This is a genomic window from Klebsiella quasivariicola, assembly GCF_002269255.1.
Classification (GTDB): Bacteria; Pseudomonadota; Gammaproteobacteria; order Enterobacterales; family Enterobacteriaceae; genus Klebsiella; species Klebsiella quasivariicola.
In genome coordinates this window covers 1,239,914-1,262,607 of record NZ_CP022823.1, presented here as the reverse complement: position 1 = coordinate 1,262,607, position 22,694 = coordinate 1,239,914, and the positions used below count along the sequence as shown (strand labels likewise).

Genomic DNA, 22,694 nt, shown 5'->3' with positions numbered 1-22,694 from the left:
CCATGGACTTTTCCCGCTTTTTTATCGACAGGCCGATTTTCGCCGCGGTGCTGTCGATTTTAATTTTTATCACCGGGTTAATCGCTATCCCGCTGCTGCCGGTGAGCGAATATCCGGACGTCGTCCCGCCCAGCGTCCAGGTGCGCGCGGAGTATCCCGGCGCCAACCCGAAAGTGATTGCCGAGACCGTGGCGACGCCGCTGGAGGAAGCGATCAACGGTGTTGAAAACATGATGTACATGAAATCGGTCGCCGGCTCCGACGGCGTGCTGGTCACCACCGTCACCTTCCGCCCGGGTACCGACCCGGATCAGGCGCAGGTTCAGGTGCAGAACCGGGTCGCGCAGGCGGAAGCGCGTCTGCCGGAGGATGTACGCCGTCTGGGCATCACCACCCAGAAACAGTCCCCGACGCTGACCCTGGTGGTGCATCTGTTCTCCCCCGGCGGGAAGTACGATTCGCTATATATGCGCAACTACGCCACGCTGAAAGTGAAGGATGAGCTGGCGCGCCTGCCCGGCGTCGGCCAGATCCAGATTTTTGGCTCCGGTGAATACGCGATGCGCGTCTGGCTGGATCCGAATAAGGTGGCCGCCCGCGGCCTGACGGCCTCGGATGTGGTGACGGCGATGCAGGAGCAAAACGTCCAGGTCTCCGCCGGACAGCTTGGCGCCGAGCCGCTGCCGCAGGAGAGCGATTTCCTGATCTCCATTAACGCTCAGGGCCGTCTACATACCGAAGAAGAATTTGGCAATATCATTCTGAAAACGGCGCAGGACGGCTCGCTGGTCCGCCTGCGCGACGTGGCGCGCATCGAGATGGGTTCCGGCAGCTATGCGCTGCGCTCCCAGCTCAACAATAAGGATGCGGTCGGGATCGGTATCTTCCAGTCGCCGGGGGCGAACGCCATCGATCTGTCGAACGCGGTACGCGCCAAAATGGCCGAGCTGGCCACCCGCTTCCCGGAAGATATGCAATGGGCGGCGCCGTACGACCCGACGGTTTTCGTGCGCGACTCCATCCGCGCGGTGGTGCAGACGCTGCTGGAGGCGGTAGTGCTGGTGGTGCTGGTAGTGATCCTGTTCCTGCAGACCTGGCGCGCGTCGATTATCCCGCTGATCGCGGTGCCGGTATCGGTGGTGGGTACCTTCAGCATTCTCTATCTGCTGGGCTTCTCGCTGAATACCCTGAGCCTGTTCGGGCTGGTACTGGCTATCGGTATCGTGGTGGACGACGCCATCGTGGTGGTGGAGAACGTCGAGCGTAATATCGAAGAGGGGCTTGCGCCGCTTGCCGCGGCGCATCAGGCGATGCGTGAGGTCTCCGGGCCGATTATCGCCATTGCGCTGGTGCTGTGTGCGGTGTTCGTGCCGATGGCGTTTCTCTCCGGGGTCACCGGACAGTTCTACAAACAGTTCGCGGTGACCATCGCCATCTCGACGGTGATCTCGGCCATCAACTCGCTGACGCTCTCCCCGGCGCTGGCGGCCCTGCTGTTAAAGCCTCACGGCGCGAAGAAAGACCTCCCTACCCGGCTGATCGATCGCCTGTTTGGCTGGATTTTCCGTCCGTTTAACCGCTTTTTCCTGCGCAGCTCGAACGGCTATCAGGGGCTGGTGAGCAAAACCCTCGGACGCCGTGGCGCGGTGTTTGCGGTGTATCTGCTGCTGCTCTGCGCCGCTGGGGTAATGTTTAAAGTCGTCCCCGGCGGGTTTATTCCCACCCAGGATAAGCTGTATCTCATTGGCGGCGTGAAGATGCCGGAAGGGTCGTCGCTGGCGCGCACCGACGCGGTGATCCGCAAAATGAGCGAGATCGGGATGAATACCGAAGGGGTCGACTATGCGGTCGCTTTCCCGGGGCTTAACGCGCTGCAGTTCACCAACACGCCGAATACCGGGACGGTCTTTTTTGGCCTGAAACCGTTCGACCAGCGCAAACACACGGCGGCGGAAATTAACGCGGAGATCAACGCCAAAATCGCGCAAATCCAGCAGGGCTTTGGCTTTTCCATCCTGCCGCCGCCGATTTTAGGTCTGGGTCAGGGTTCCGGCTACTCCCTGTACATCCAGGATCGCGGAGGGCTGGGCTATGGCGCGCTGCAAAGCGCGGTGAATGCGATGTCCGGGGCGATTATGCAGACGCCGGGGATGCACTTCCCGATCTCGACTTACCAGGCTAACGTGCCGCAGCTGGACGTGCAGGTCGATCGCGATAAGGCGAAAGCGCAGGGGGTATCGCTAACCGAGCTATTCGGTACGCTGCAGACCTATCTCGGCTCGTCTTATGTCAATGACTTTAACCAGTTCGGGCGTACCTGGCGCGTGATGGCCCAGGCTGACGGACCATACCGCGAGAGCGTGGAAAATATCGCCAATCTGCGCACCCGCAATAATCAGGGCGAAATGGTGCCGATCGGCAGTATGGTGAATATCAGTACCACCTACGGGCCGGATCCGGTGATCCGCTACAACGGTTATCCGGCGGCGGACCTGATTGGCGATGCCGATCCGCGGGTCCTCTCTTCTTCACAGGCGATGACGCATCTGGAGGAGCTGTCGAAGCAGATCCTGCCGAATGGGATGAATATTGAGTGGACGGATCTCAGCTTCCAGCAGGCCACCCAGGGCAACACGGCGCTGATCGTCTTCCCGGTGGCGGTGCTGCTGGCGTTCCTCGTGCTGGCCGCGCTGTATGAAAGCTGGACCCTGCCGCTGGCGGTGATCCTTATCGTACCGATGACGATGCTCTCCGCGCTGTTTGGCGTCTGGCTGACCGGGGGCGATAACAACGTCTTCGTGCAGGTGGGTCTGGTGGTCCTGATGGGCCTGGCCTGTAAAAACGCCATTCTGATCGTCGAGTTTGCCCGCGAGCTGGAGATCCAGGGGAAAGGGATCATGGAAGCCGCGCTGGAGGCATGCCGCCTGCGTCTGCGCCCGATCGTGATGACCTCCATCGCCTTTATCGCCGGGACCATTCCGCTGATCCTCGGCCACGGCGCGGGGGCGGAAGTCCGCGGCGTCACCGGGATCACGGTATTCTCCGGGATGCTGGGCGTGACGCTCTTCGGTCTGTTCCTGACGCCGGTGTTTTACGTGACGCTGCGGAAACTGGTGACCCGCAGGAAGCCGGTCCAGGAGGATCTGCCCGCCTAGCCTGCAGCAGATAACAAAAAAACCGCCTTCACAATTTGAAGGCGGTTTTTTTTCGTCACCAGAAAATGATTAATGCGCTTTTTTAAAGCGGGCGATCATTTCCGGCACCGGGTCGCAGCCGCTGGTATCGGCGTTTTTGACCGCCTCCAGCGCGCTGGCCACGGTATGGCGAGCGAGGACGTTTAACGAAGCCTGCTCTGCTTCATCGGCAACCGATTTGAAGTACCAGCAGGCGTTGGCGCTGACCACGCAGCGGGCCGGGACGTCAGGACGCGACGCCCACAGTTTTTTATCTTCGATAACCGAAAGATAGATATCACGCAGGGTGATCTTGTCCGCCGGACGGCCAAGATGAATTGAGCCGTTGCGGCCAAGCGTGGAGACGATAATGCCGTCACGAGTTAGCGGAACCATTAGTTTACGGATAAAGCTCGGATTGGCTTCCAGACCATAGGCCAGAATCGCGCTCGTCGAACGTTCACCCATCTGCTCCGCCATTGCTACGCTGAGAACCATCTGCAAAGCTGTCGGGAAGCGGTAATCTAACATGGTATTGTCCTGGGTTGCGGTGAATCTTGTTCTTTTTGGCACCGCAGAGGTGAATAATCAATGAACAACAATATAACAAATACGGGAATTTTTTTGAAGCAATCTGCGGTTAAGTAAACGATCAACTTCCGGAAAACCAGCGCCAACATGAGGACTATAAATCGAAGTAGTCACCATCGCAGTACGCTTTCCTCGGCTTGCATCTCTTTCTTACCGCCCTGCAATTGAGGGTTTCCTAAAGAAAGAGCCCCTCTCCTTTAAACAATTTCTTATTCTGCACTTTTGGCCGTATCAGGTATTTACAGGCTATCACCCCGATGAAACTATAACCAGCCTAACTATCACTGAGGTAACAGGGGCCTTGTTATGGATAACTGGCTGGCGCTGTTTGACGGGCAGCCGCGCTATCTTCTGGAGATTAACGACAGCGCGGTGAAACCAGATGTACTGAACTTCACCGGCCGGGAAGCGCTCAGCGCACCGTTTAGCTGGGATATTGAATTCACCACCCCGCAGGCCCGTATCGCCCCGGAACATATACTGCTGAAATACGCCACCCTGCGCATGCGCAGCGGCAAAGCGGTGCACGGCATCATCACCCACCTGAAATGGCTCTCCACCACTGCCGATCAGTCTCACTATCAGGTGGTGCTGAGTGCACGTCTGACGCTACTGCAGCGTACCCGCCAGTGCCGCGTGTATCAGAACCTTTCGGTTCCGGAGGTGGTTGAGCAGGTGCTGCGCGGCCACGGGCTGGAAGGCCCCGATTTTGATTTCCGCCTGGAGCGCACCTATCCGCCGCGTGAGCTGATGACCCAGTGGCGGGAAACCGACTTGCAGTTCATTCAGCGTATTCTCTCCGAAGTGGGGATTTACTGGCGCACGGAGATGGACGACGAGCGCGGTCTGGATATGTATATTTTTGCCGACAGCCAGCTGAACTACCGGTTTGACGTGCGCCTGCCGTACTGCGAACCCTCGGGACTGTATGACGGTGCAGAGGAGTCGGTGTGGGGCGTGCGCACCCGTTATCAGGTGGTGCCGGGCAGGGTCAGCACCCGGGACTACAACTACCGGACAGCCACGATGCCGATGGATGCCTCCGTCTCCGTGCGCAGTGAGGCGACAACCGCCGGGGAGCACTACCGCTATGCAGAGCCGTACCGGGAGGCGGGAGACGACACCACTCCGGAGCCGGAAACCGAATCCGGCGCGTTTTACGCGCGTATCCATCATGAGCGCAAGCTGAACGCATGGGCCCGCGTCAGTCTTGAGAGTAACGCGCCTGCCTGACGCCGGGCCAGGTGCTGGAGCCGCAGGGGAATGTCATCCGGGCGCTACAGGAAGGCGTCATCATTACAACGGTGAACTACCATGCCGCCCGTGACACCCGCCTGCACGTTACTGTCGAAGGCATGCCCTACAGCGAACGTTACTGTTACCGTCCTGCTGAGGTTCCGCGCCCGGAAATCCACGGCACGCTGCCTGCCCGCATCGAGAGCCGGGAGAAGGACGATATTTACGCGCACCTGGATGACCAGGGCCGCTACCGGGTGAAGCTGGACTTTGACCGGGAAACGACAGAGCCGGGATTTGCGTACCTGTGGCTGCGGATGGCGAAGCCGTATGCAGGCGAAACATATGGCTGGCATACCCCACTCACTGACGGCACCGAAGTGGCGATTGCCTGCAGCAACGGCGATATCGACCTGCCGTACATCGCTTATGCCCTGCATGACTCTGAACACCCTGACCCCGTCACCCGCGACAACCACACCCGCAATGTGCTGCGCACTCCGGCGAACAACAAGCTGCGGATGGAGGACCGGCGCGGCGAAGAGCACATCAAACTCGCCACAGAGTACGGCAGAACCCAGCTGAACACCGGACATCTGGTGGACAACCAGGAGCAGCCCCGCGGTACCGGCGCCGAACTGCGCACCGATGAATATGGCGTCATCCGTGCCGGGAAAGGGCTGTGTGTCAGCGCCGACGCACAACCAAAAGCAGAAGGTGACGTGCTGGATATGCACGCCGCGCTGAAGGAAATCAACCGGCTTAACCAGCAGCTGCAACAGCTGGAGATGGCGGCGGAGCAGGCGCAGGCGCTGAAGGCGGATATCGACAGCCAGATACGGATGTTTGAGCAGCGGCTGAAGCCGCTGAATGAGGCACTCCTCTTTTCCGCTCCGGAGGGGATGGCCTTCAGCAGCGGGGAGCATCTGCAGCTGGCGGCCACGAAGAATGTCGCCATCAATGCCGGAGGCGATATCAGCGTCGGCGTCATAGGCAATATGACGGCGCTGGCCGGAGAGAAACTGGGGCTGTTCGCCCGGGCCGGCCAACTGAGCGTGAAAAACAGCGAAGGCCCGGTGGAGATGCAGGCGCAGAGCGGAAATATGCGGATGTTTGCGGAGAAAAAGCTGACCCTGACCTCGGAGAGCGATATCACGTTTGCCGGAAAGAAACGCATCACGCTGATTGGCGGCGGGAGCTATCTGCGGCTGGAGGCAGGTAAAATCGAGTACGGCACGACGGCGACGTATCTGCGCCGGGTGAAAAGGACGATGGCAGCGGGGGCAAGCACTCAGCCACTTGACTCATTGAAGCAGATGCAAATGATAACCCAATACTTCGATAGAAAACTTCATTTTTCCTCTGATATCAACTTTAGGGTTGAAACTGTTGAAGGAGCAGAATTACTTTCCGGTTCAGGTACGAGTGGTTATATCACCAAGAGTGATAGTGAATCTGAGTACTGGGTCTTTATAAGTTGAGTGATGTTTTAATGAAAAAAAATAAATATTGAAATCGATGGCAAACCCTATCTAGTCGTTACAAAAGATGGAAAGACAGAATTAGGTATAAAAGGAAATACTACTCCTGAAAAAGACGAAGAAGCCCATGAGGTCGACGTACCTAACATTTTAATAATCACAAGAAAAAATGCAGATGTTTTGTTCGTTTTGAGAGGAGGTGAAAAGGATTCTTTTAAAATTATGACGGCTCAAGAATTGTATGATAAATTTAGATATCAATGGTTTGAACCATTAGCTGACAACTACCGTGAGTTGCTTTATGTAAACGAGGCGGACTATGCTAAAGAGGCTTACAAAATATTCTCTTGGGCTGACATAGCAAAGTTTTCCTTGGTGGATAGACCATCTTATAGTTTTTACAAAAATATGGAAGGTGACTGGAAACAAAATCCAAAAGGTGGAGCAGGTTATCTTTTAGTCTTGATCTCTGGCATACCTTACTGGACCGATGCCGTAGGCCAGATTCCCTTTGCTGTCGATACCTACCGTAGTAAACAGAGCATAACTAAGACAGTACAGACCGGAATTCAATGGGGTACCGGGACGCTAACTGGGAATGTGGATTACTCTAATGAATACGATAATTATTTTGTTTTGAGAGGGGCTTTGTTTGCAAGCAAAAGCTTTACATATAAATCCAAATCTTCTGAGCAAACATATCCTGCCATCGTTGTAGAAGAGACTCATCATCCAGTAAACCCACAGGTTCTTGGTGATCCAATTAATAATAATGAGTTGATGCAATATGGTATCTGGAAAAAATAAAAACATTGTCATAAATACAGCAATAGCATTTCTAGGCTGTTTTTTTGTCCTTTTGGTACATAAATTGGGATACGAATGGTATATGGCTCATTTTAGCCCGCGAAGCAGAGGGGTTACACTAGGTTTTGTAATATTATATATGAGGTTTATTGTTATCCCTGTGGTGTTTCTCTCTGCTTTTATAAAGGTAAAGCACTCTTTGTTGGCTATTTGTGTGGTTATTATCTATATGATCTTTTCATGGTATGGTACAAATCCACTTCGAGTTATTTTGATGCTTTTCTCGTGCTCGATCGGATATGCCGTAGTGGTCATTTGCGGTGTTATGAAAAAGAAGTATTTAGAGAAGTAGATAAATATCGACGGCCAGATATAGATGCTTGATCAGCGGCTTCAGCCGCTGATCAAGGTTCTGCCCCGGAAGGGATAGCGCTGACCAGCGGTGAGCATATACCAATGACGGCTACGAAAAACGTCGCCATCAACGTTGGAGGAGATATCAGTACAGGTGTAATGGGTAATCGCGCGCTCAGGGCACGGAACGTCGTACCGACGAACGTGGCGTTATCCATGCGGGCAAGGGACTATTTGTCAGTACGGATGCGCAGGCCAAAGCACAGGGCAACGTGCTCATTAATGTGGATGACCTGTCCACACCAGCGGCGCCTAACCCTGTGGATAACCTGGAGGCAGTTGCCTGGCAGCCGCAGCCCGGGCGGGCTACCGGCTACCGTTCATTTTTTGAACAGGAAAAGCGTCCCCGCCGGGCAGCGCGCTAAGCGCGAAAATCACCACCCCGGCGCAGGGAAGCGCCCGCCCCGCTTAATAATTCCACTTCGGCCGCGCCACTGTGTTTTTCTTCAGCAGGTCACGGAACGCTTTCAGATAGGGCTCATTGCTGCGCCCGCGCTTACAGATAGCCGAGAACGGCGACTGAAAGCCAAACTCGTTGGGCAGCAGCACCCGCAGGCGGTTCTCTTTGATCCACGGCCAGGCGTAATGCTCCGGCAGATAGCCAATATATTTCCCCGAGAGGATCAGCAGCAGCTGGGCGTCGACGGTCTCGACGGTGGCGCTGCCTTTGCTGAAGCCCCGGCGGCGCAGGTCGCTGGTGTTCCAGTAGCTGCGGGTCACCAGCGGGCACTGGCTGATCTGCTCTTTATCCAGCTGACGGCTGAAGAACATCGGGTGCAGATCGCTGCAGTAGAGCCAGTGCTGTTCGCGGTACAGCGGCTCGCTGATGATGTTATGCACCTGCGAGTTGTAGCTGCCGATGGCCAGGTCGATATGGTTGTTCAGCACGCCGTTAAGTTGCTCCGCCGGGGTGCGAATAATCAGTTTGATATGCACATGGGGAAATTTGTCGCTGAAGCTGCGCAGAACCACCGGCAGCGAAAGCGCCGTTTCGGTCTCGATGGAGTCGAGCGTCGAGATGCACAGGGTGCCGCTGTGCTCCCCTTTGAGCAGCGCCGACTGCCGCTCCAGCTCATTGAGTTCGCTCAGCACGCGGATCGCCTGCTGTAAAAACTGCTGGCCTTTCTCGGTCAGGGAAAAGCCGCCGCGCCCGCGCTGGCAGAGGGTGAAGCCAAGCTGTCCCTCCAGCTGCGACATCGCATTGCTGATGGCGGAGACCGAAATGCCCAGCTCCTGCTGGGCCCGGCTATAGCTCTCCAGGCGGGCCACCGCCTCGAAAACCTGCAGCTGGCGAATATTAAGGCTGGCGTCGTGATGCATCGTATTTAGTTCACCAATAAATGAACTGAGTATTTACGTCAGACGATGTAAAGTCCAGCGCGGGTTGCGCACTATCTCTCCTGTTACGTTTCATCCGTCAGATTCAGGAGCAGACATGGATAACCTCTTTCACCAACCGCAGGGTGGCAATGAGATGCCACGCTTCGCCGGCCGCGCCACAATGATGCGCCTGCCTTTTATCGAAGATTTACAGGGACTTGACGCGGCATTTGTCGGCATTCCGCTGGATATCGGCACCTCGCAGCGCTCAGGTACGCGCTACGGTCCGCGCTATATTCGCGCCGAATCGGTGATGATCCGTCCGTACAATATGGCAACCGGCGCCGCGCCGTTCGACTCGCTGTCGGTGGCCGACATCGGCGATGTGCCGATCAATACCTACAGCCTGCTCAAATCGGTGCAAATTATCGAAGATTACTACACCGGTTTGAATAGTTATCCGCTGATCCCGCTGACCCTCGGCGGGGACCACACCATTACCCTGCCGATCCTGCGGGCGCTGACCAAAAAACATGGTCCGGTGGGCCTCATCCACGTCGACGCCCATACCGATACCAATGATGAGATGTTCGGAGAGAAAATCGCCCACGGCACCACCTTTCGTCGCGCCGTTGAGGAAGGACTGCTCGACCTCAAACGGGTGGTGCAGATTGGCCAGCGTGCCCAGGGCTATGCCGCCGGCGACTTCCAGTGGGGCGTTGACCAGGGCTTTCGCCTAGTGCAGGCGGAGCAGTGCTGGCATACCTCGCTGGCGCCGCTGATGGCCGAAGTCCGTCAGCAGATGGGCGACGGGCCGGTGTATCTCAGCTTTGATATCGACAGCCTCGATCCCATCTGGGCTCCGGGAACCGGGACGCCGGAAGTCGGCGGCCTGACCTCCATTCAGGCGCTGGAGATCGTCCGCGGCTGCCGCGGCCTGAACCTGATTGGCGCCGATCTGGTCGAGGTCTCGCCCCCCTATGACGTGAGCGGCAATACCTCCCAGCTGGCGGCCAACCTGCTGTACGAGATGCTCTGCGTCCTGCCCGGCGTGAAGTACGCCTGAGGAAGCCGCCATGGAGCTGAAATGCTTTCGCACCCTCTGGGGAGTCACCACCCCCTGGTCGCAAACGCTGGATGAACTGCAGCGCGTCGGCTGCTGCGGTATCGAAGCCCGCGTGCCGTTAACGGTGGCCGAGCGGCGGCAGCTCGCCGACCGCCTGCAGGCGTCAGGGCTGGAGTATATCGCCATTCTTTTCAGCGGCGGCGGAGTGCTCCCCGCCCAGCATGAAACGCCGGAGCAGCATCTGGCACGCCTGCAGACCCGCTTCGCCGAGGCCAGCAGCCTCAACCCGCGCTTTGTCAATCTGCTGGCGGGCAACGATCGCTGGCCGCTGGCGCAGCAGGTCGATTTTCTCGGCAAGGCGCACGAGCTGGCCGCCGGGTTTGGGTTGACCTGCAGCTTTGAAACCCATCGCGCCACCTCGCTGTACAGCCCGTGGCTCACGCTGGAGATCGTTCAGCAGCTCCCCCAGTTGCGCTTTACCGCCGACATCAGCCACTGGGTGGTGGTCAGCGAGCGGCTGCTGGATGACCCCTGCGATGACTTCAGCGCCTTTATCGACCGCGTGCATCACGTGCAGGCCCGGGTGGGCTACGACCAGGGGCCGCAGGTGCCGCACCCGGCGGCGCCGGAGTATCAGCCGGCGCTGGCCTTTGCCGAGCGCTTCTGGCAGCAGGTTTGGCATTCACAGCGCCAGCGCGGCTACCCGCAGACCACCCTGACCCCGGAGTTTGGCGCCGACGGCTATCTGCACCATCTGCCGTTCACCAATGTTCCGGTGGCCGATCTCTGGTCGCTCAACGCCTGGATGGCCGCGCGCCAGCAGGCCCACTTTCAGCAGTTTTTATCGCTCACTGAACAGGAACCGCAGCCATGACCGCCGTGAAGCACGCTTTTACTGAACTCCCGACCATCGATATCCGCGATCTGGCCGGCGACGACCTCGCCAGGCGCCAGGCGGTGGCCGACGCCATCGGCCGCGCGGCGCGCGAGGTGGGCTTTTTCTATATCACCGGCCACGGCATCGACCCGGCGCTGATCGCCGGCGTCCGCGAGGCGGCGAAGCAGATCTTCGCCCTGCCGATGGAGGAGAAGATGAACTATTACATCGGCCACTCCAAAAGCCATAAGGGTTATGTTCCGGAAGGAGAAGAGATCTACGGCGCCGGCAAGCCGGACCATAAAGAGGCCTTCGATATCGGCTTCCAGGCAGCGGATGACCATCCGCTGGTGCTCGCCGGTACGCCGCTGATCGGCGCCAACGAGTGGCCCGATCTGCCGGATTTCCGCGCGCGGGTGCTGGCCTACTACGACGCGGTTTTCGCCCTCGGCCACCGCCTGTTCGATGCTTTCGCCCTCGCGCTCGGCCTGCCGGAAGGGTATTTCAAACCGATGGTGACCTGCCCGCCGGCCAAGCTGCGGCTGATCCATTACCCATTCGACGCCAGCGTCGAAGATGTTCCCGGAATTGGTGCACACACCGACTATGAGTGCTTCACCCTGCTGCTCGCCGACCAGCCCGGCCTTGAAGTCCTCAATGAAGAAAGCGTGTGGATCGATGCACCTCCCGTCAAGAACGCCGCCGGAGAAGAGGCGTTCGTGATCAATATCGGCGACATGCTGGAAGTACTCAGCGCTGGCACATTTGTTGCTACAGCCCACCGGGTGCGCAAAGTGCCGCAGGAGCGGTACTCCTTCCCGCTGTTTTTCGCCTGCGATTACCACACGCTGATCCGCCCGCTGCCGACCTTTCTCGCCGCCGGCGAAGCCGGTGAATATCAGGAGCTGAGCATCGGGGAGCATATGTGGAGCCAGGCGCTGCAAACCTATCGCTACCTGCGCGAGAAGGTCAATCGCGGTGAACTTCAGCTACCGGAGCGCGCGCGCGGCACCAATACGTTTGGCCATTTGAAAAAACAGGCACAGCAAAAAACCCCTAACCACCCGTGAGGATCCATGATGACTAGCACCCTGAAAAAAATCTCGCGCCGTGTCGCGCTTACCCTCGCCGTCAGCGCCTGTTTTTCCCCTGTCACCCAGGCGGCGGAACTGCTGACCGAGGGCGTCTTTAAGGTGGGGATGGAGGTCACCTACCCGCCGTTTGAGTCCTATGACAGCAATAACAACATCGTCGGTCTCGACCCGGAGTTTGCCGCGCTGATCGCCCAACATCTGCAGGCCAAACCGCAGCTCATCGACACCAAGTTCACCAGCCTGATCCTCGGCATCGGCAAGAAATATGATGCGGTGATCTCCGGGATGTACGTGACGCCGGAGCGCCAGAAACAGGCCGACGCCATCCCTTACGCCCTCTCCGGCGCGTCGATCATCGCCCTGAAGGGCGGCGCGGTGCAGCCGAAAACCGAAGATGAGCTGTGCGGTGTGAAGGTCGGTCTGCAGGCAGGCACCACCTGGGTGACCAGCCTGAAAAAACACTCCGATGAGTGGTGCCTGAAAAACGGCAAACCGGCCATCACCATTCAGGAGTTCCCAACGGCGCCGGAAGCCTCGCAGGCGCTGCTGTCGAAGAACATCGGCGCCCAGCTTGAGATTGCCCCGGCGGCGCAGATCATCGTCGACAAGAGCCGCGGCCGCTTGGGGATAAGCTCTACGCGCCTGGTCTACCCGCCGCCGCTGGGGATCTACGTCGCTAAAGGCAACACCGCGCTGGCGGAGGCGATCAAGGCTACCCTGGCCACGCTGAAAGCCAACGGCCAATATGCCGCGCTGATCAAAAAATACAACTTAGAAAGCATCGATTAAGACAATAAGCACTGCGCAACAGGAGTCGGTATGGCGTTCGATTGGGGATACTTTTTTTCATTGTTTAGCATTGGAGCATTCTGGCAGGCGTGCGTGACCGTCATCGTGGTCAGCACCTTGTCCTGGGGGATCGGCCTGGTGGTCGGTTTTCTGTTAGCCTGCGCGAAGCTCTCCGCGCCGCGCTGGATCAAGATCCCCGTCGAACTCTATATCTGGTTTTTTCGCAGCGTGCCGCTGATGGTGCTGCTGGTGTTTGTCTACAACCTGCCGCAGCTGTTTCCGGTGACCCAGCCGCTGCTCGGGGTGCCGTTTATCGCCGGGCTGGTGTCGATGACCGTCACCGAAGCGGCCTATATGGCGGAGATCCACCGCGGCGGACTGCTGTCGGTGGCCAAAGGGCAAAGCGAGGCGGGCCATGCGCTGAGCTTCAGCTTTATCGGCATCCAGCGGCTGATTGTGATCCCTCAGGCGTTTCGCATCTCGCTGCCGACGCTTATCAATGAATACATCACCATCATTAAGCTGAGCTCGATTTTGTCGGTGGTCTCCTTACCCGAGCTGCTGCTCACCGGCCAGCGCTTATATGCGCAGAATTTTCTCGTGATGGAGACCCTGCTGGCGGTGGCGGTGTACTACGTGATGGTGGTTACCGTCTTCACCTGGCTGTTCCGGGCGCTGGAAAATCGTCTCGATATTCAGCGTAAGCGTCCGCAAACCCTCAGCGAGGCGGAATGCCAGGCGCTGCGCCAGAGCCTGCCGGCGCTGACGGAGGAGATCAAAACGCCGGCCGTCAACGGCGCGCCGCCAGCGCTCGATCTGCGGGGCATCCGCAAATCCTGGGGTCAGCATGAGGTGCTGAAAGGCATCGATCTGCAGGTGGAGAACGGGGAGGTGATCAGCATCATCGGCCCGTCCGGCTCCGGCAAAACCACCCTGATCCGCACCATCAACGCCCTCGAAAGCATTGATGGCGGGGAGATCATTCTCTACGGCGAAGACTATCTGAAAGGCGGAGCCATCGTTGATAAGCGCCAGATGCGCGCCGGGGTGCGGCGCATCGGCATGGTCTTCCAGAGCTTCAACCTGTTCCCCCACCGCACGGTGCTCGACAACGTGATGCTGGCCCCGCGCTATCACCAGCTGCTGGACCAGCCGGTCGCCCGAGAACAGGCCCTGATATTGCTCGACCGCGTCGGCCTGCTGGCCCATGCCCACAAATACCCCTGGCAGCTCTCCGGCGGCCAGCAGCAGCGCGTGGCGATCGCCCGGGCGCTGGCGCTGAAACCGGACATTATGCTGTTTGACGAGCCAACCTCGGCGCTGGATCCCGAGCTGGTGGGCGAAGTACTGAAGGTCATTCAGTCGCTGGCCCGCGAAGGCATGACAATGCTGATTGTCACTCACGAGATGGACTTCGCCCTGTCGATTTCCGACCGCGTCGTGCTGATGGAGAACGGCGTGGTGCAGGCCGATATCGCCCCGCAGGTGATCCGCAGCCCGCTGGAGGCCCCTTCTCTGCAACGAATCCGTGAATTTATGGGAGTACGCTAAATGGCAACTGAGCAACACCTGCGCCAGCAGTTGGCCGCCGCCTACCGGCTGGCGGCGCTGTTCGGCTGGGAGGATACCCTCTACACCCACTTCTCCGTGCGCCTACCCGGCGACGGCGAGCCGCGTTTTTTAATTAACCCCTTCGGCATGATGTTTGACGAAGTCTCCGCCAGCAACCTGATCGTGGTGGATATGCAGGGTAAGGTCGTAGAGGGCGACGCACCGGCTAACTCGGCGGGCTTTACCATCCACAGCGCGGTGCATATGGCCCGGGAAGACGCCCACTGCGTGATCCACACCCATACGCTGCCGGGAATGGCGGTGGCCGCCTGCGAGGACGGCCTGCTGCAGCTTAACCAGATCAGCACCGAGTTTTACCAGCGCGTCGGCTACCATCCCTATGAAGGGGTGGCCTTTGACCTTGACGAACGAGAGCGCATCCAGCGCTCGCTGGGGAATAATATCGCCATGATCCTGCAGAGCCACGGCCTGCTGTCGGTGGGCCGCACCGTGGCCGACGCGTTTTATATCATGTACTACCTGAACCGCGCCTGCGAGATCCAGATGGCCGCCGCCCAGCTGGCGGCCCTCAGCCCGATCCACACCATCGCCCCGCCCCTCAGCCAGCACGCCTGCGAGCAGCTGATGGGGGTGGAGCATGAACGTCAACAGGTCTGGCAGGCGTGGCTGCGCCGACTTGACCGTCTCGATACCTCTTACAAAGACTAACGCCTATGTCTGATATCACTATCGTTGTGGATTGTAACGACGCGGATTTCGCCCGCGATATTTGCGCCGCCCTGCAGCAGTTTCCCGACGTCACCGCGCTTCTGCCCCATCACCAGGCGGCGCGCGACGCCCAGTACGCCAGCTGCTGGTTCCCGGACCCACAGCTGCTGAGCCGCTCGCCGGGGCTGAAGCTGATCCAGGCCGCGTCCGCCGGGGTCGATCATCTGCCGCCCGCGCTGTTCGCCAGCGAGATCCCACTGTGCCGGGTGATCGATGAGGATTTTCGCCACGGCATGTTCGAATATGCCCTGTGGAGCGTCCTGTGGTTTCAGCGCCATTTCGACCGGGCGCTGGCCCACCAGCGAACCCAAACCTGGAAGCTCTATCCCCAGCGCGCCGCCGCCGACTTCCATATCGGCATTATGGGTCTGGGCGAAATTGGCGGCTATATCGCTGACCAGCTGGCGCGCCTCGGCTATCGGGTCTCCGGCTGGTCGCGCAGTGAAAAGCAGCTGGCTGGCGTCACCTGCTATCGCGGCGAGGAGGCGCTCGATAACTTCCTTGGGTCGCTTGACGGGCTGATTAACCTCCTGCCGCTCACCGCGCAGACTCGCGGTATCCTCGCCGCGCCACTGTTCAACCGGCTACCCGCCGGGGCGGTGTTGATCAACTGCGGCCGCGGGGAGCATATGGTCAATGAGGATGTGCTGGCGGCGCTGGAGAGCGGCCAGCTTGCCGGGGCGGTGCTCGACGTCTTCCCGCAGGAGCCTTTGCCGGCGGACGATCCGCTGTGGCGCCATCCGCAGGTGGTGATCACCCCGCATATGGCCTCTGCGGCCCCTGCCGAGGTGATCGCCCGCCAGCTGCTGGAAAACATTCAGCGCCAGCGCCGCGGGCTGCCGCTGAAAAATCTGGTCAATAAGCACGCCGGTTACTGATTGCGTCCGGAGGCGCCCAGGCGTATCCGTCCGGAGGGCGCACCTGCAAGGTAGAGGCGCTGCCTGAGCGCCCTTACCGCCTTCCCCGGTGCTAAACAGCGCAAAATGTTAAAAAACAGCGGCAAAGTCGCACAAAGTGAACAGGAACATGCATTCTCAAAACTTATGATATTTGCTTTAAGTATAAGTTGTGGTGTTAATGTCTCTGTTACGAAGCTTGCTTTTCTTTCTCGGCGCAGCGGTCGCGGCCGCCCTCGCGGTACTCTGTCTGTGGGTGGATATTCGGGTATTTGGTAACGACATCCCGGAGGTGTCGCTGACCGAAGTGGTGCAGGAGAGCATACTGGCCGTTATCGTGCTGGTTCATCTTCTGCTGGCGCGGAAATATGCCCACTTACGCTATAGCAATATCCTTATCGGCGGCTTCTTTCTCGCCATGCTGATCCGCGAACTGGATGGCCTGTTTGATTTACTCGCCCACGGCAGCTGGGTGTGGTTTGCGCTGCTGGCCACCGCAGGGGCGCTGCTGTTGCCGCTGCGCCATTGTCGTCAGACCCTGTCGCAGCTGACGGATTATACCCGTACCCCGTATTACGGCATGATGATCAGCGGTCTGCTGGCGATTCTGGTCTTCTCGCGGCTGTTTGGCATGCACGGCCTGTGGTATGCCGTGCTGGATGAGAACTACGCCCGGGTGGTGAAAAATACGGTGGAGGAAGGCAGCGAGTCGTTTGGCTATATGCTGTGCCTGACCGCCACCCTCGGCTACGCCTGCTACTTCCGCGGCCTGGCGCGACAGGCGCTGTCGCCGCAGCGCTAACCGTGGACGATAGCTACCGCCGGACATATCTGCCGGCGGTGGCGCGCCGCCGCGGTTAACCGCGAATTTTCCACTTCCGTTTGAGAACCTCTTTGTCCTGGCTATCCAGCCACTGGTTCACTTTCTCCAGCAGCGCCGGGTTATCTTTACTCATCATATACACCTTGTTGCTGGCGGTACCGGCGAACGGTGTTTCGTTAGCAACGCAGAACACGCCGGGCTCTTTGCTCTGGTAATAGTCGCCTTCAATCAGATCGGTCACCATCATATCGGCCGTTTTCTGCCGCAGCGCCTGCAGGTTATCGACATTGTTCTGCACGCGAATAATTTGCGCCTGCTTGATGTGTTCATCGACAAAACTCTGGTTTGTGCCGCCAGGGTTGACGATCACTTTCACGTCCGGACGGTCAATTTTTTCCAGCGAACCGAGCCGCGGGGCGGCCTGGCAGTTGGCTAAGGCGATTTTTCCGTTCGCCACCACCGGATGGCTGAGGGCGAAGGCTTGCGCCCGCGCCGGTGTCTCGGTAACCCCACCCATCGCAATATCAAACTTGTCCGCCTGCAGATCGGCGGCGAGCGCGGGCCAGCTGGTGTAGGCGAAGCTCACCTTGAGGCCGAGCGTGCGCCCGAGATCGCGGGCCATGTCCACGTCATAGCCCTGCAGTTCGCCGGCGGCATTGCGAAACGCCAGCGGCGCGTAATCGCCCGGCACGCCCACCTTCAGTTCACCGCTGTGCTCGATAGATTGCATATCGCGCGCCTGGGCGCCGCAGGTCATAATCGCCAGCGTCAGCGCCAGCCCCACCGTCAGTCTCATTTCGCCATCCTTAAAGTTATCGTTTTGCATGCCAGAGTGACCGGCCGCATCAGTCACAGTATCCGCAGCGCGAGCCAGGGCATTCATCCTATTTTTAAACACCGGGACATACAACCCGACGTGGGGCAAAACGTTAATTAATCCTCTTTCTCGCTGTGAGCTTGCTGGTTGTTTTGACTTTCAGTAAAATGCCCCGCAGCGCATTCATATTTTATTCCTGGCTATACGTTTAATATATTATTTATTGTCGTTTATTTCACCTTCCTCTTATGCGTTAATAGTTGAATATTAAATTATAACCTTCTGATTAATAAGTAAAAACACCTCATGCAACAACTTCCGTTAGGATTTTTCTAATGATCGCGCTTATCATCTTATTTACTCCCCTCTTCTCCAGCAGTAATACTTGGTTACAGAAGCAGTGTATAAGGAAATACATTATGATTATTATCATTTCCGCCAATAAATTTTTTATTAACGGCGTCCGGTCTCTGGTTAACATGACCATGAGTGCTCAACGTCGGTATAGTCAAACATTGTTTCTGGATAATATTTCTGACGTGAATGATAAAAGTCTAACCATAGCCAGAACCATTATCGTGGACTATAGCCACCCGGACATTCAACAATTAGCCGCACTGCTCTATCGTAAAAAAAAGATCATTCATGGCGATATCGTTTTTGTCGTTAAAAGTGAGATTCTTGCCGATCCAGTCGAAAACATTATCATAAACTCTATTTCGACGATCGTGCTTGATTATATAGATGTTACCCAACGGCTGCAGAAATACTTACAGAATGCGTCTGATCATCGCTGTATTAAAGTGTTCAGAAAATCAATTAGCTCGCTGGACAGTTGTGTCAATATTAAACTTACGAAACAGGAGGACTCTCTTCTCCCCTATATCATCTCAGGTTTAAATAATAAGAAAATTGCTCAGGCCACCGACCTTAGCAATATGATGATCAGTCACTATCGGAGAAACATCTACCAGAAACTCAATGTCCGCAATATTGCAGGCCTGTATCATTTCCTGCACTCCCTGGAGGGGGGATAAGTTCGCTTTATGGCTATCACAACAACAGAGCTAACGGCTTATGCAGCGTCAATGAGTATGCCTGGCTATTAGCTTCCCTGGGTCACAACAGAAGGAATTGGCTATGAAAATGAAATCACTTTGCCTGGCAATGGCACTCGTCGGCTTGACCTCACACTATGCCGCCGCGGCGGACGGTACGCTGAATTTTATCGGTAAAATTGTCAACTCAAGTTGCAAACTGGAAGGTGCCGATAAGAACGGTGTCATTGAAGTTACGATGGGCTCTGTTCCGCTGTCTAAATTAAAAAATGGTACCAATGGCACCGGGCCAGAAGTTGGGGTCAATATTAGCGTCAGCGATTGTGAAAAGGGCACGTACTATATTGTGCTCGACGGACCTTCAGCCACCGAGGCGCCTATCACTAACGTACTGGCTCTCGATACGGATCCGAATTCGGCTAAAAAAGTCGGCATTAAGCTAACCGACCGCAATAATACCCCGGTCACACTCGATAAACCTTTCGATCCCACCGTCGACCCGAGTATTACGATCGATGCCGATGGCGGCTCTGGTACCTTCTACCTGAAAGCCTATTACTACACCTGGGATACAGACGAAGTCGACGCTGGCGCCGGCAATGCGACCGCCCGGTTTACCATTATGCAGGAATAACACCTGGCCAGGGACGGCACGACGCGGATAAGGGGTAAGATATGAAAACGCTGCTGGCAGTGATCATAGGCGCTTTGGCTTTTCAGACCCAGGCGGCCATTACCATCGATGCCTCACGGGTTATTTATTCGGGCAAAGATAAATCGGCCAGTCTGAAAATTAACAACCGAAGCAGCAAAAACTATATCGTCCAGACCTGGCTTGATACGGGTCCGGAGACCCCCAGCAGCGGCTTACCCATTGTGGCAACGCCGCCCCTGGTCAAATTACGCCCCGAGCAATCGGCACAACTGCGCTTTATTTACTCAGGAACCGGTCTTCCTGCCGACAGGGAAAGTCTGTTTTGGGTGAATATTCAGGAGGTCCCTCCTGCGCCTGAAGAAAATAATATCCTGCAGTTCGCGATTCGCACCCGATTAAAACTATTTTATCGCCCGCAAGGGATTGCCACATCGCTGCCCAAAGCCGTTGAAAATCTGCAGTGGCAGCAAAGCGCTAACACGTTATCTTTTACTAACAACAGTCCACTGCATATTACGGTTATTAATGCCGAGGCGATCGACAACAAAGGCAAAATCTATCCTCTGAAAAACTTTATGTTGCTGCCGTACAGTCATCACGCTGTCAATATCGCCAGCATGCAGCGCTTGCATAAAATGAAATATATTAATGATTACGGCGCCGTTGTTGATATTCCAATAAAAAAATAAACGTCGCACCTCTTTAGGGAGATAGAGTGATGGACGATAGTAAATTACGCTATTTTGCCAGCGCATGGTTAATCTCCATCACGTTACCGGCAGACAGTGCGGAACGCTATAATGCCCAGTTTGTGAACGGCATCGACCCGCTGGCTTTTAATCAGTTTGTCGCCAGCGATGGCGACGTCATGCCGGGCACCTATGACGTTAATATTTACATTAACGATCTGCTGGTGGACAGTCGCCCCGTTCGCTTCTCAGAGGATAGCGCACATGGCGGGTTGGCCCCCTGCCTGAGCGCGGCGGAATATATCCGCTATGGCGTCAAGATTGACGATGACCACCAGCCCTGTTTCGCGCTGTCGCAGACGATCGGCCAGGCAGAGCAACAGCTGGATATCGCTAATCATCAGCTGATCATTCATATCCCTCAGCAATATATCGAGCACTATCCTCGCGACTATGTTTCCCCCATGCGCTTTGATGAAGGTATTAACGCTGCTTTCGTCAACTACAGCTATTCTACCGATGCCAATAATGGCGATGGGGGCAGCCACCAGTATCAATATCTTTCGCTAAACAGCGGGATCAATATTGCATCGTGGCGATTTCGCAATAATGCCTACTGGAATAAGTTCAGCGGGCAGGCGGATAAGTGGCAAAGCATCGCCAGTTGGGCGGAAACGAACATCATTCCCTGGCGCAGCCGGCTTGTCGTCGGCCAGACCAGTACCGACAACAGCGTCTTCGATAGCGTCCAGTTTCGCGGCGTACAGCTTGGCACCGATGTCGAAATGCGCCCCAGCAGCCAGACCGGCTTCGCGCCGGTCATTCGCGGTGTGGCCAACAGCAACGCCCGGGTGGAAGTTCGGCAGAACAACTATCTGATTTACAGCGAGAACGTCCCAGCCGGTCCCTTTGAGCTAAATGATATCAGCGCCGTTAACCGCAGCGGTGATTTCTACGTGACCGTCATTGAAGCCGACGGTAGCCAGACGACCTTTACTGTCGCCTACACCACCCTGCCACAGCTGGTGCGGGCAGGCCAATGGAATTATCAGCTGTCGGCGGGTAAGTATCATGACGGTGCTGACGGCTATGCCCCCGCCCTGATGCAAAGCTCGCTCTCTTATGGTCTGAATAATACCTTCACACTATACGGTGGCGCCCTTGCAGCGGAGAACTATCGCGCCGGCGCCTTTGGCGTCGGTAGCAATCTGGGGGAGATTGGCGCCCTCTCAGCCGACTATACGCTGGCGGGAACGACGCTGGCGAATGGCCAGCGCAAGCAGGGAGGGAGCGTGCGTTTTCTGTATGCTAAATCCTTTTTATCAAGCAAGACCGACTTTCAAATCGCGGGCTACCGTTACTCAACCGCAGGTTATTATAGCCTCAGCGATGCGGTTAACGAGCGTCGACGCTGGCACAATGGCCTGTACGAAAATGATTACTGGCCCTCTGACGAAGACGAAAGCTGGCAGGCAAGCGCTCCCCAACACTATTACACGTCCTGGTTTTATAATAAAAAGCATCGCTTTGATATTTCTGCCCGGCAAACTCTCGGTAAGAACAGCGCTTTCTTCCTTAACTTCAGCCAGCAAAATTACTGGAATAGCTCAGGAAGCGATATCTCTCTGCAGGCGGGCTTTAACAGCACTATCCATAACGTGAACTATGGTCTGTACTATCAGAATACGCGTAGCCACTTCACGCATGATGACAATAGCATCACACTGCGCGTTTCCATCCCTTTTACTCTGCAAGAAGATCGCCGGATCAATACCGCATTTACCCTCGCCCACAGTAAATCGTCTGGCACGTCCGGGCAGGCTGGGGTAAACGGCACTCTGCTCGATGATGGTCGCCTGAGCTGGGCCGTCACCAGCGCCTATGATGACACCAGCCATACCACCAACAGCGCCAGCCTGGGTTATCTCGGCCAGTACGGTAACCTGTATACCGGCTACGCCTACAGCAAAAGCCATCGTCAGGCGAGTCTGAATCTGAGCGGCGGCGTGGTGGCACACCGCGGCGGCGTTACCCTCTCGCAACCGCTGGGCTCAACCTTTGCGCTGGTGGAAGCCAAAGACGCTCAGGGGGTAGGGATAGAGAATCAGACCGGCGTGCGCATCGATCCATTCGGCTACGCGGTCGTACCACAAAGCGTTCCCTATCGGGTCAATTCTGTCGCGCTCAACCCTCAGGACTTCGATGCCTTTCTTGATGTCCCTAACGCAGTGGCGGATACCGTGCCTACCCGCGGGGCAATTACCCGGGTGCGCTTTGATACGTTCCGGGGATATAGCGTGCTGATCCACACCACCCTCGCCGACGGCAGCTATCCACCATTGGGCGCCGAGCTCTATCGCGCCAGTGGGATCAGCAATGGTCTGGTCGGCCCGGGAGGAGATGTCTATGTCAGCGGCGTCGATTCAGGCGAAAAACTGCAGATAAAATGGGGCGAAACGCACCAGCAAAGCTGCGAAATCACCCTGCCCGAACTGCGCCAGGAGCCTCAGCAGGCGACGGCCTGGCGTGAATTATCCTTAATCTGCACAGTAACCCCCTCGAGGTAAT

General features: G+C 56.9%; 18 protein-coding genes and 2 pseudogenes. 17 read left to right on the top strand and 3 right to left on the bottom strand.

The window, feature by feature from the left end; all coding sequences use genetic code 11:
- Positions 1-2: 2 nt before the first annotated feature.
- Positions 3-3,155 carry a multidrug efflux RND transporter permease subunit OqxB gene (gene oqxB / locus B8P98_RS06380; RefSeq protein WP_080924746.1) on the top strand — a complete coding sequence of 1,051 codons (3,153 nt, stop codon included), beginning with the start codon at positions 3-5 and terminating at the stop codon, positions 3,153-3,155.
- Positions 3,156-3,224: 69 nt separating this feature from the next.
- Here oqxB and B8P98_RS06375 read toward each other — a convergent pair whose 3' ends face one another.
- Entirely contained in the window at positions 3,225-3,704 is a 480-nt protein-coding gene (locus B8P98_RS06375) for an RrF2 family transcriptional regulator (RefSeq protein ID WP_000888203.1), read from the bottom strand.
- A gap of 366 nt (positions 3,705-4,070) precedes the next feature.
- Here B8P98_RS06375 and B8P98_RS06370 point away from each other — a divergent pair.
- The 4 genes and pseudogenes from B8P98_RS06370 to B8P98_RS31870 all read left to right on the top strand — a co-directional run bounded on the left by B8P98_RS06370 (position 4,071) and on the right by B8P98_RS31870 (position 8,067).
- Positions 4,071-6,481 (top strand): annotated as a pseudogene (locus tag B8P98_RS06370) (type VI secretion system Vgr family protein).
- 222 nt (positions 6,482-6,703) lie between these two features.
- Positions 6,704-7,288, top strand: coding sequence for a hypothetical protein (locus B8P98_RS06365; RefSeq protein ID WP_051459246.1), 585 nt, complete (start codon positions 6,704-6,706; stop codon positions 7,286-7,288).
- Positions 7,289-7,699: 411 nt separating this feature from the next.
- Positions 7,700-7,810, top strand: a pseudogene (locus tag B8P98_RS31990) (DUF2345 domain-containing protein); the annotation flags it as partial.
- A gap of 44 nt (positions 7,811-7,854) precedes the next feature.
- The gene (locus tag B8P98_RS31870; protein WP_077254024.1) at positions 7,855-8,067 is read left to right on the top strand and encodes a hypothetical protein; all 213 of its coding nucleotides are present in this window, start codon (positions 7,855-7,857) and stop codon (positions 8,065-8,067) included.
- Positions 8,068-8,110: 43 nt separating this feature from the next.
- Here B8P98_RS31870 and B8P98_RS06350 read toward each other — a convergent pair whose 3' ends face one another.
- Entirely contained in the window at positions 8,111-9,022 is a 912-nt protein-coding gene (locus tag B8P98_RS06350; RefSeq protein ID WP_002914199.1) for a LysR family transcriptional regulator, read from the bottom strand.
- Between the two features lie 115 nt (positions 9,023-9,137).
- Between B8P98_RS06350 and speB the strand changes: the two genes are divergently transcribed.
- The 8 genes from speB (at position 9,138) to B8P98_RS06310 (ending at position 16,886) form a co-directional block, all read left to right on the top strand.
- A complete protein-coding gene (gene speB / locus B8P98_RS06345) occupies positions 9,138-10,088 on the top strand; it encodes an agmatinase (protein ID WP_004145693.1) in 951 nt (316 codons plus the stop codon).
- Positions 10,089-10,098: 10 nt separating this feature from the next.
- Positions 10,099-10,962 carry a sugar phosphate isomerase/epimerase family protein gene (locus B8P98_RS06340; RefSeq protein ID WP_095032826.1) on the top strand — a complete coding sequence of 288 codons (864 nt, stop codon included), beginning with the start codon at positions 10,099-10,101 and terminating at the stop codon, positions 10,960-10,962.
- Entirely contained in the window at positions 10,959-12,035 is a 1,077-nt protein-coding gene (locus tag B8P98_RS06335; RefSeq protein WP_025713544.1) for an isopenicillin N synthase family dioxygenase, read from the top strand. Before B8P98_RS06340 ends, B8P98_RS06335 begins: the two co-directional genes overlap by 4 nt.
- 9 nt (positions 12,036-12,044) lie before the next feature.
- Positions 12,045-12,848 (top strand): ABC transporter substrate-binding protein, encoded by an 804-nt coding sequence (locus B8P98_RS06330; RefSeq protein WP_095032825.1) that lies wholly within the window; start codon positions 12,045-12,047, stop codon positions 12,846-12,848.
- A gap of 30 nt (positions 12,849-12,878) precedes the next feature.
- Complete coding sequence (locus B8P98_RS06325; protein WP_080924748.1) at positions 12,879-14,399, top strand: amino acid ABC transporter permease/ATP-binding protein; 1,521 nt, start codon at positions 12,879-12,881, stop codon at positions 14,397-14,399.
- A complete protein-coding gene (locus tag B8P98_RS06320; RefSeq protein ID WP_095032824.1) occupies positions 14,400-15,128 on the top strand; it encodes a class II aldolase/adducin family protein in 729 nt (242 codons plus the stop codon).
- A gap of 5 nt (positions 15,129-15,133) precedes the next feature.
- Positions 15,134-16,066: a 2-hydroxyacid dehydrogenase gene (locus B8P98_RS06315; protein ID WP_080924750.1), complete on the top strand. Its 933-nt coding sequence runs from the start codon at positions 15,134-15,136 to the stop codon at positions 16,064-16,066.
- Between the two features lie 199 nt (positions 16,067-16,265).
- A complete protein-coding gene (locus tag B8P98_RS06310; protein WP_080897716.1) occupies positions 16,266-16,886 on the top strand; it encodes a transporter in 621 nt (206 codons plus the stop codon).
- Positions 16,887-16,941: 55 nt separating this feature from the next.
- Here the strand turns inward: B8P98_RS06310 and B8P98_RS06305 are convergent, their stop codons facing one another.
- Positions 16,942-17,790 (bottom strand): transporter substrate-binding domain-containing protein, encoded by an 849-nt coding sequence (locus B8P98_RS06305; protein WP_025713538.1) that lies wholly within the window; start codon positions 17,788-17,790, stop codon positions 16,942-16,944.
- Between the two features lie 353 nt (positions 17,791-18,143).
- On the opposite strand from B8P98_RS06305, the gene B8P98_RS06300 reads away from it, so the two are divergent.
- The 4 genes from B8P98_RS06300 (at position 18,144) to B8P98_RS06285 (ending at position 22,693) form a co-directional block, all read left to right on the top strand.
- Complete coding sequence (locus B8P98_RS06300) at positions 18,144-18,761, top strand: LuxR C-terminal-related transcriptional regulator (protein WP_025713537.1); 618 nt, start codon at positions 18,144-18,146, stop codon at positions 18,759-18,761.
- Between the two features lie 103 nt (positions 18,762-18,864).
- A complete protein-coding gene (locus B8P98_RS06295) occupies positions 18,865-19,416 on the top strand; it encodes a fimbrial protein (protein ID WP_025713536.1) in 552 nt (183 codons plus the stop codon).
- 41 nt (positions 19,417-19,457) lie between these two features.
- A complete protein-coding gene (locus B8P98_RS06290) occupies positions 19,458-20,126 on the top strand; it encodes a fimbrial biogenesis chaperone (RefSeq protein ID WP_009486158.1) in 669 nt (222 codons plus the stop codon).
- Positions 20,127-20,155: 29 nt separating this feature from the next.
- Entirely contained in the window at positions 20,156-22,693 is a 2,538-nt protein-coding gene (locus B8P98_RS06285; protein WP_095032823.1) for a fimbria/pilus outer membrane usher protein, read from the top strand.
- The last annotated feature ends 1 nt before the right edge of the window (position 22,694 follow it).

Coding starts and splice junctions, on each gene's coding strand:
- B8P98_RS06300 (WP_025713537.1), top strand. CDS start 18,144: ATGATTATTATCATTTCCGCCAATAAATTTTTTATTAACGGCGTCCGG.
- B8P98_RS06320 (WP_095032824.1), top strand. CDS start 14,400: ATGGCAACTGAGCAACACCTGCGCCAGCAGTTGGCCGCCGCCTACCGG.
- B8P98_RS06295 (WP_025713536.1), top strand. CDS start 18,865: ATGAAAATGAAATCACTTTGCCTGGCAATGGCACTCGTCGGCTTGACC.
- B8P98_RS06305 (WP_025713538.1), bottom strand. CDS start 17,790: ATGAATGCCCTGGCTCGCGCTGCGGATACTGTGACTGATGCGGCCGGT.
- B8P98_RS06375 (WP_000888203.1), bottom strand. CDS start 3,704: ATGTTAGATTACCGCTTCCCGACAGCTTTGCAGATGGTTCTCAGCGTA.
- B8P98_RS06330 (WP_095032825.1), top strand. CDS start 12,045: ATGACTAGCACCCTGAAAAAAATCTCGCGCCGTGTCGCGCTTACCCTC.
- B8P98_RS06365 (WP_051459246.1), top strand. CDS start 6,704: ATGACGGCTCAAGAATTGTATGATAAATTTAGATATCAATGGTTTGAA.
- B8P98_RS06340 (WP_095032826.1), top strand. CDS start 10,099: ATGGAGCTGAAATGCTTTCGCACCCTCTGGGGAGTCACCACCCCCTGG.
- B8P98_RS06285 (WP_095032823.1), top strand. CDS start 20,156: ATGGACGATAGTAAATTACGCTATTTTGCCAGCGCATGGTTAATCTCC.
- speB (WP_004145693.1), top strand. CDS start 9,138: ATGGATAACCTCTTTCACCAACCGCAGGGTGGCAATGAGATGCCACGC.
- B8P98_RS06315 (WP_080924750.1), top strand. CDS start 15,134: ATGTCTGATATCACTATCGTTGTGGATTGTAACGACGCGGATTTCGCC.
- B8P98_RS06350 (WP_002914199.1), bottom strand. CDS start 9,022: ATGCATCACGACGCCAGCCTTAATATTCGCCAGCTGCAGGTTTTCGAG.
- B8P98_RS06310 (WP_080897716.1), top strand. CDS start 16,266: ATGTCTCTGTTACGAAGCTTGCTTTTCTTTCTCGGCGCAGCGGTCGCG.
- B8P98_RS06290 (WP_009486158.1), top strand. CDS start 19,458: ATGAAAACGCTGCTGGCAGTGATCATAGGCGCTTTGGCTTTTCAGACC.
- B8P98_RS06325 (WP_080924748.1), top strand. CDS start 12,879: ATGGCGTTCGATTGGGGATACTTTTTTTCATTGTTTAGCATTGGAGCA.
- oqxB (WP_080924746.1), top strand. CDS start 3: ATGGACTTTTCCCGCTTTTTTATCGACAGGCCGATTTTCGCCGCGGTG.
- B8P98_RS06335 (WP_025713544.1), top strand. CDS start 10,959: ATGACCGCCGTGAAGCACGCTTTTACTGAACTCCCGACCATCGATATC.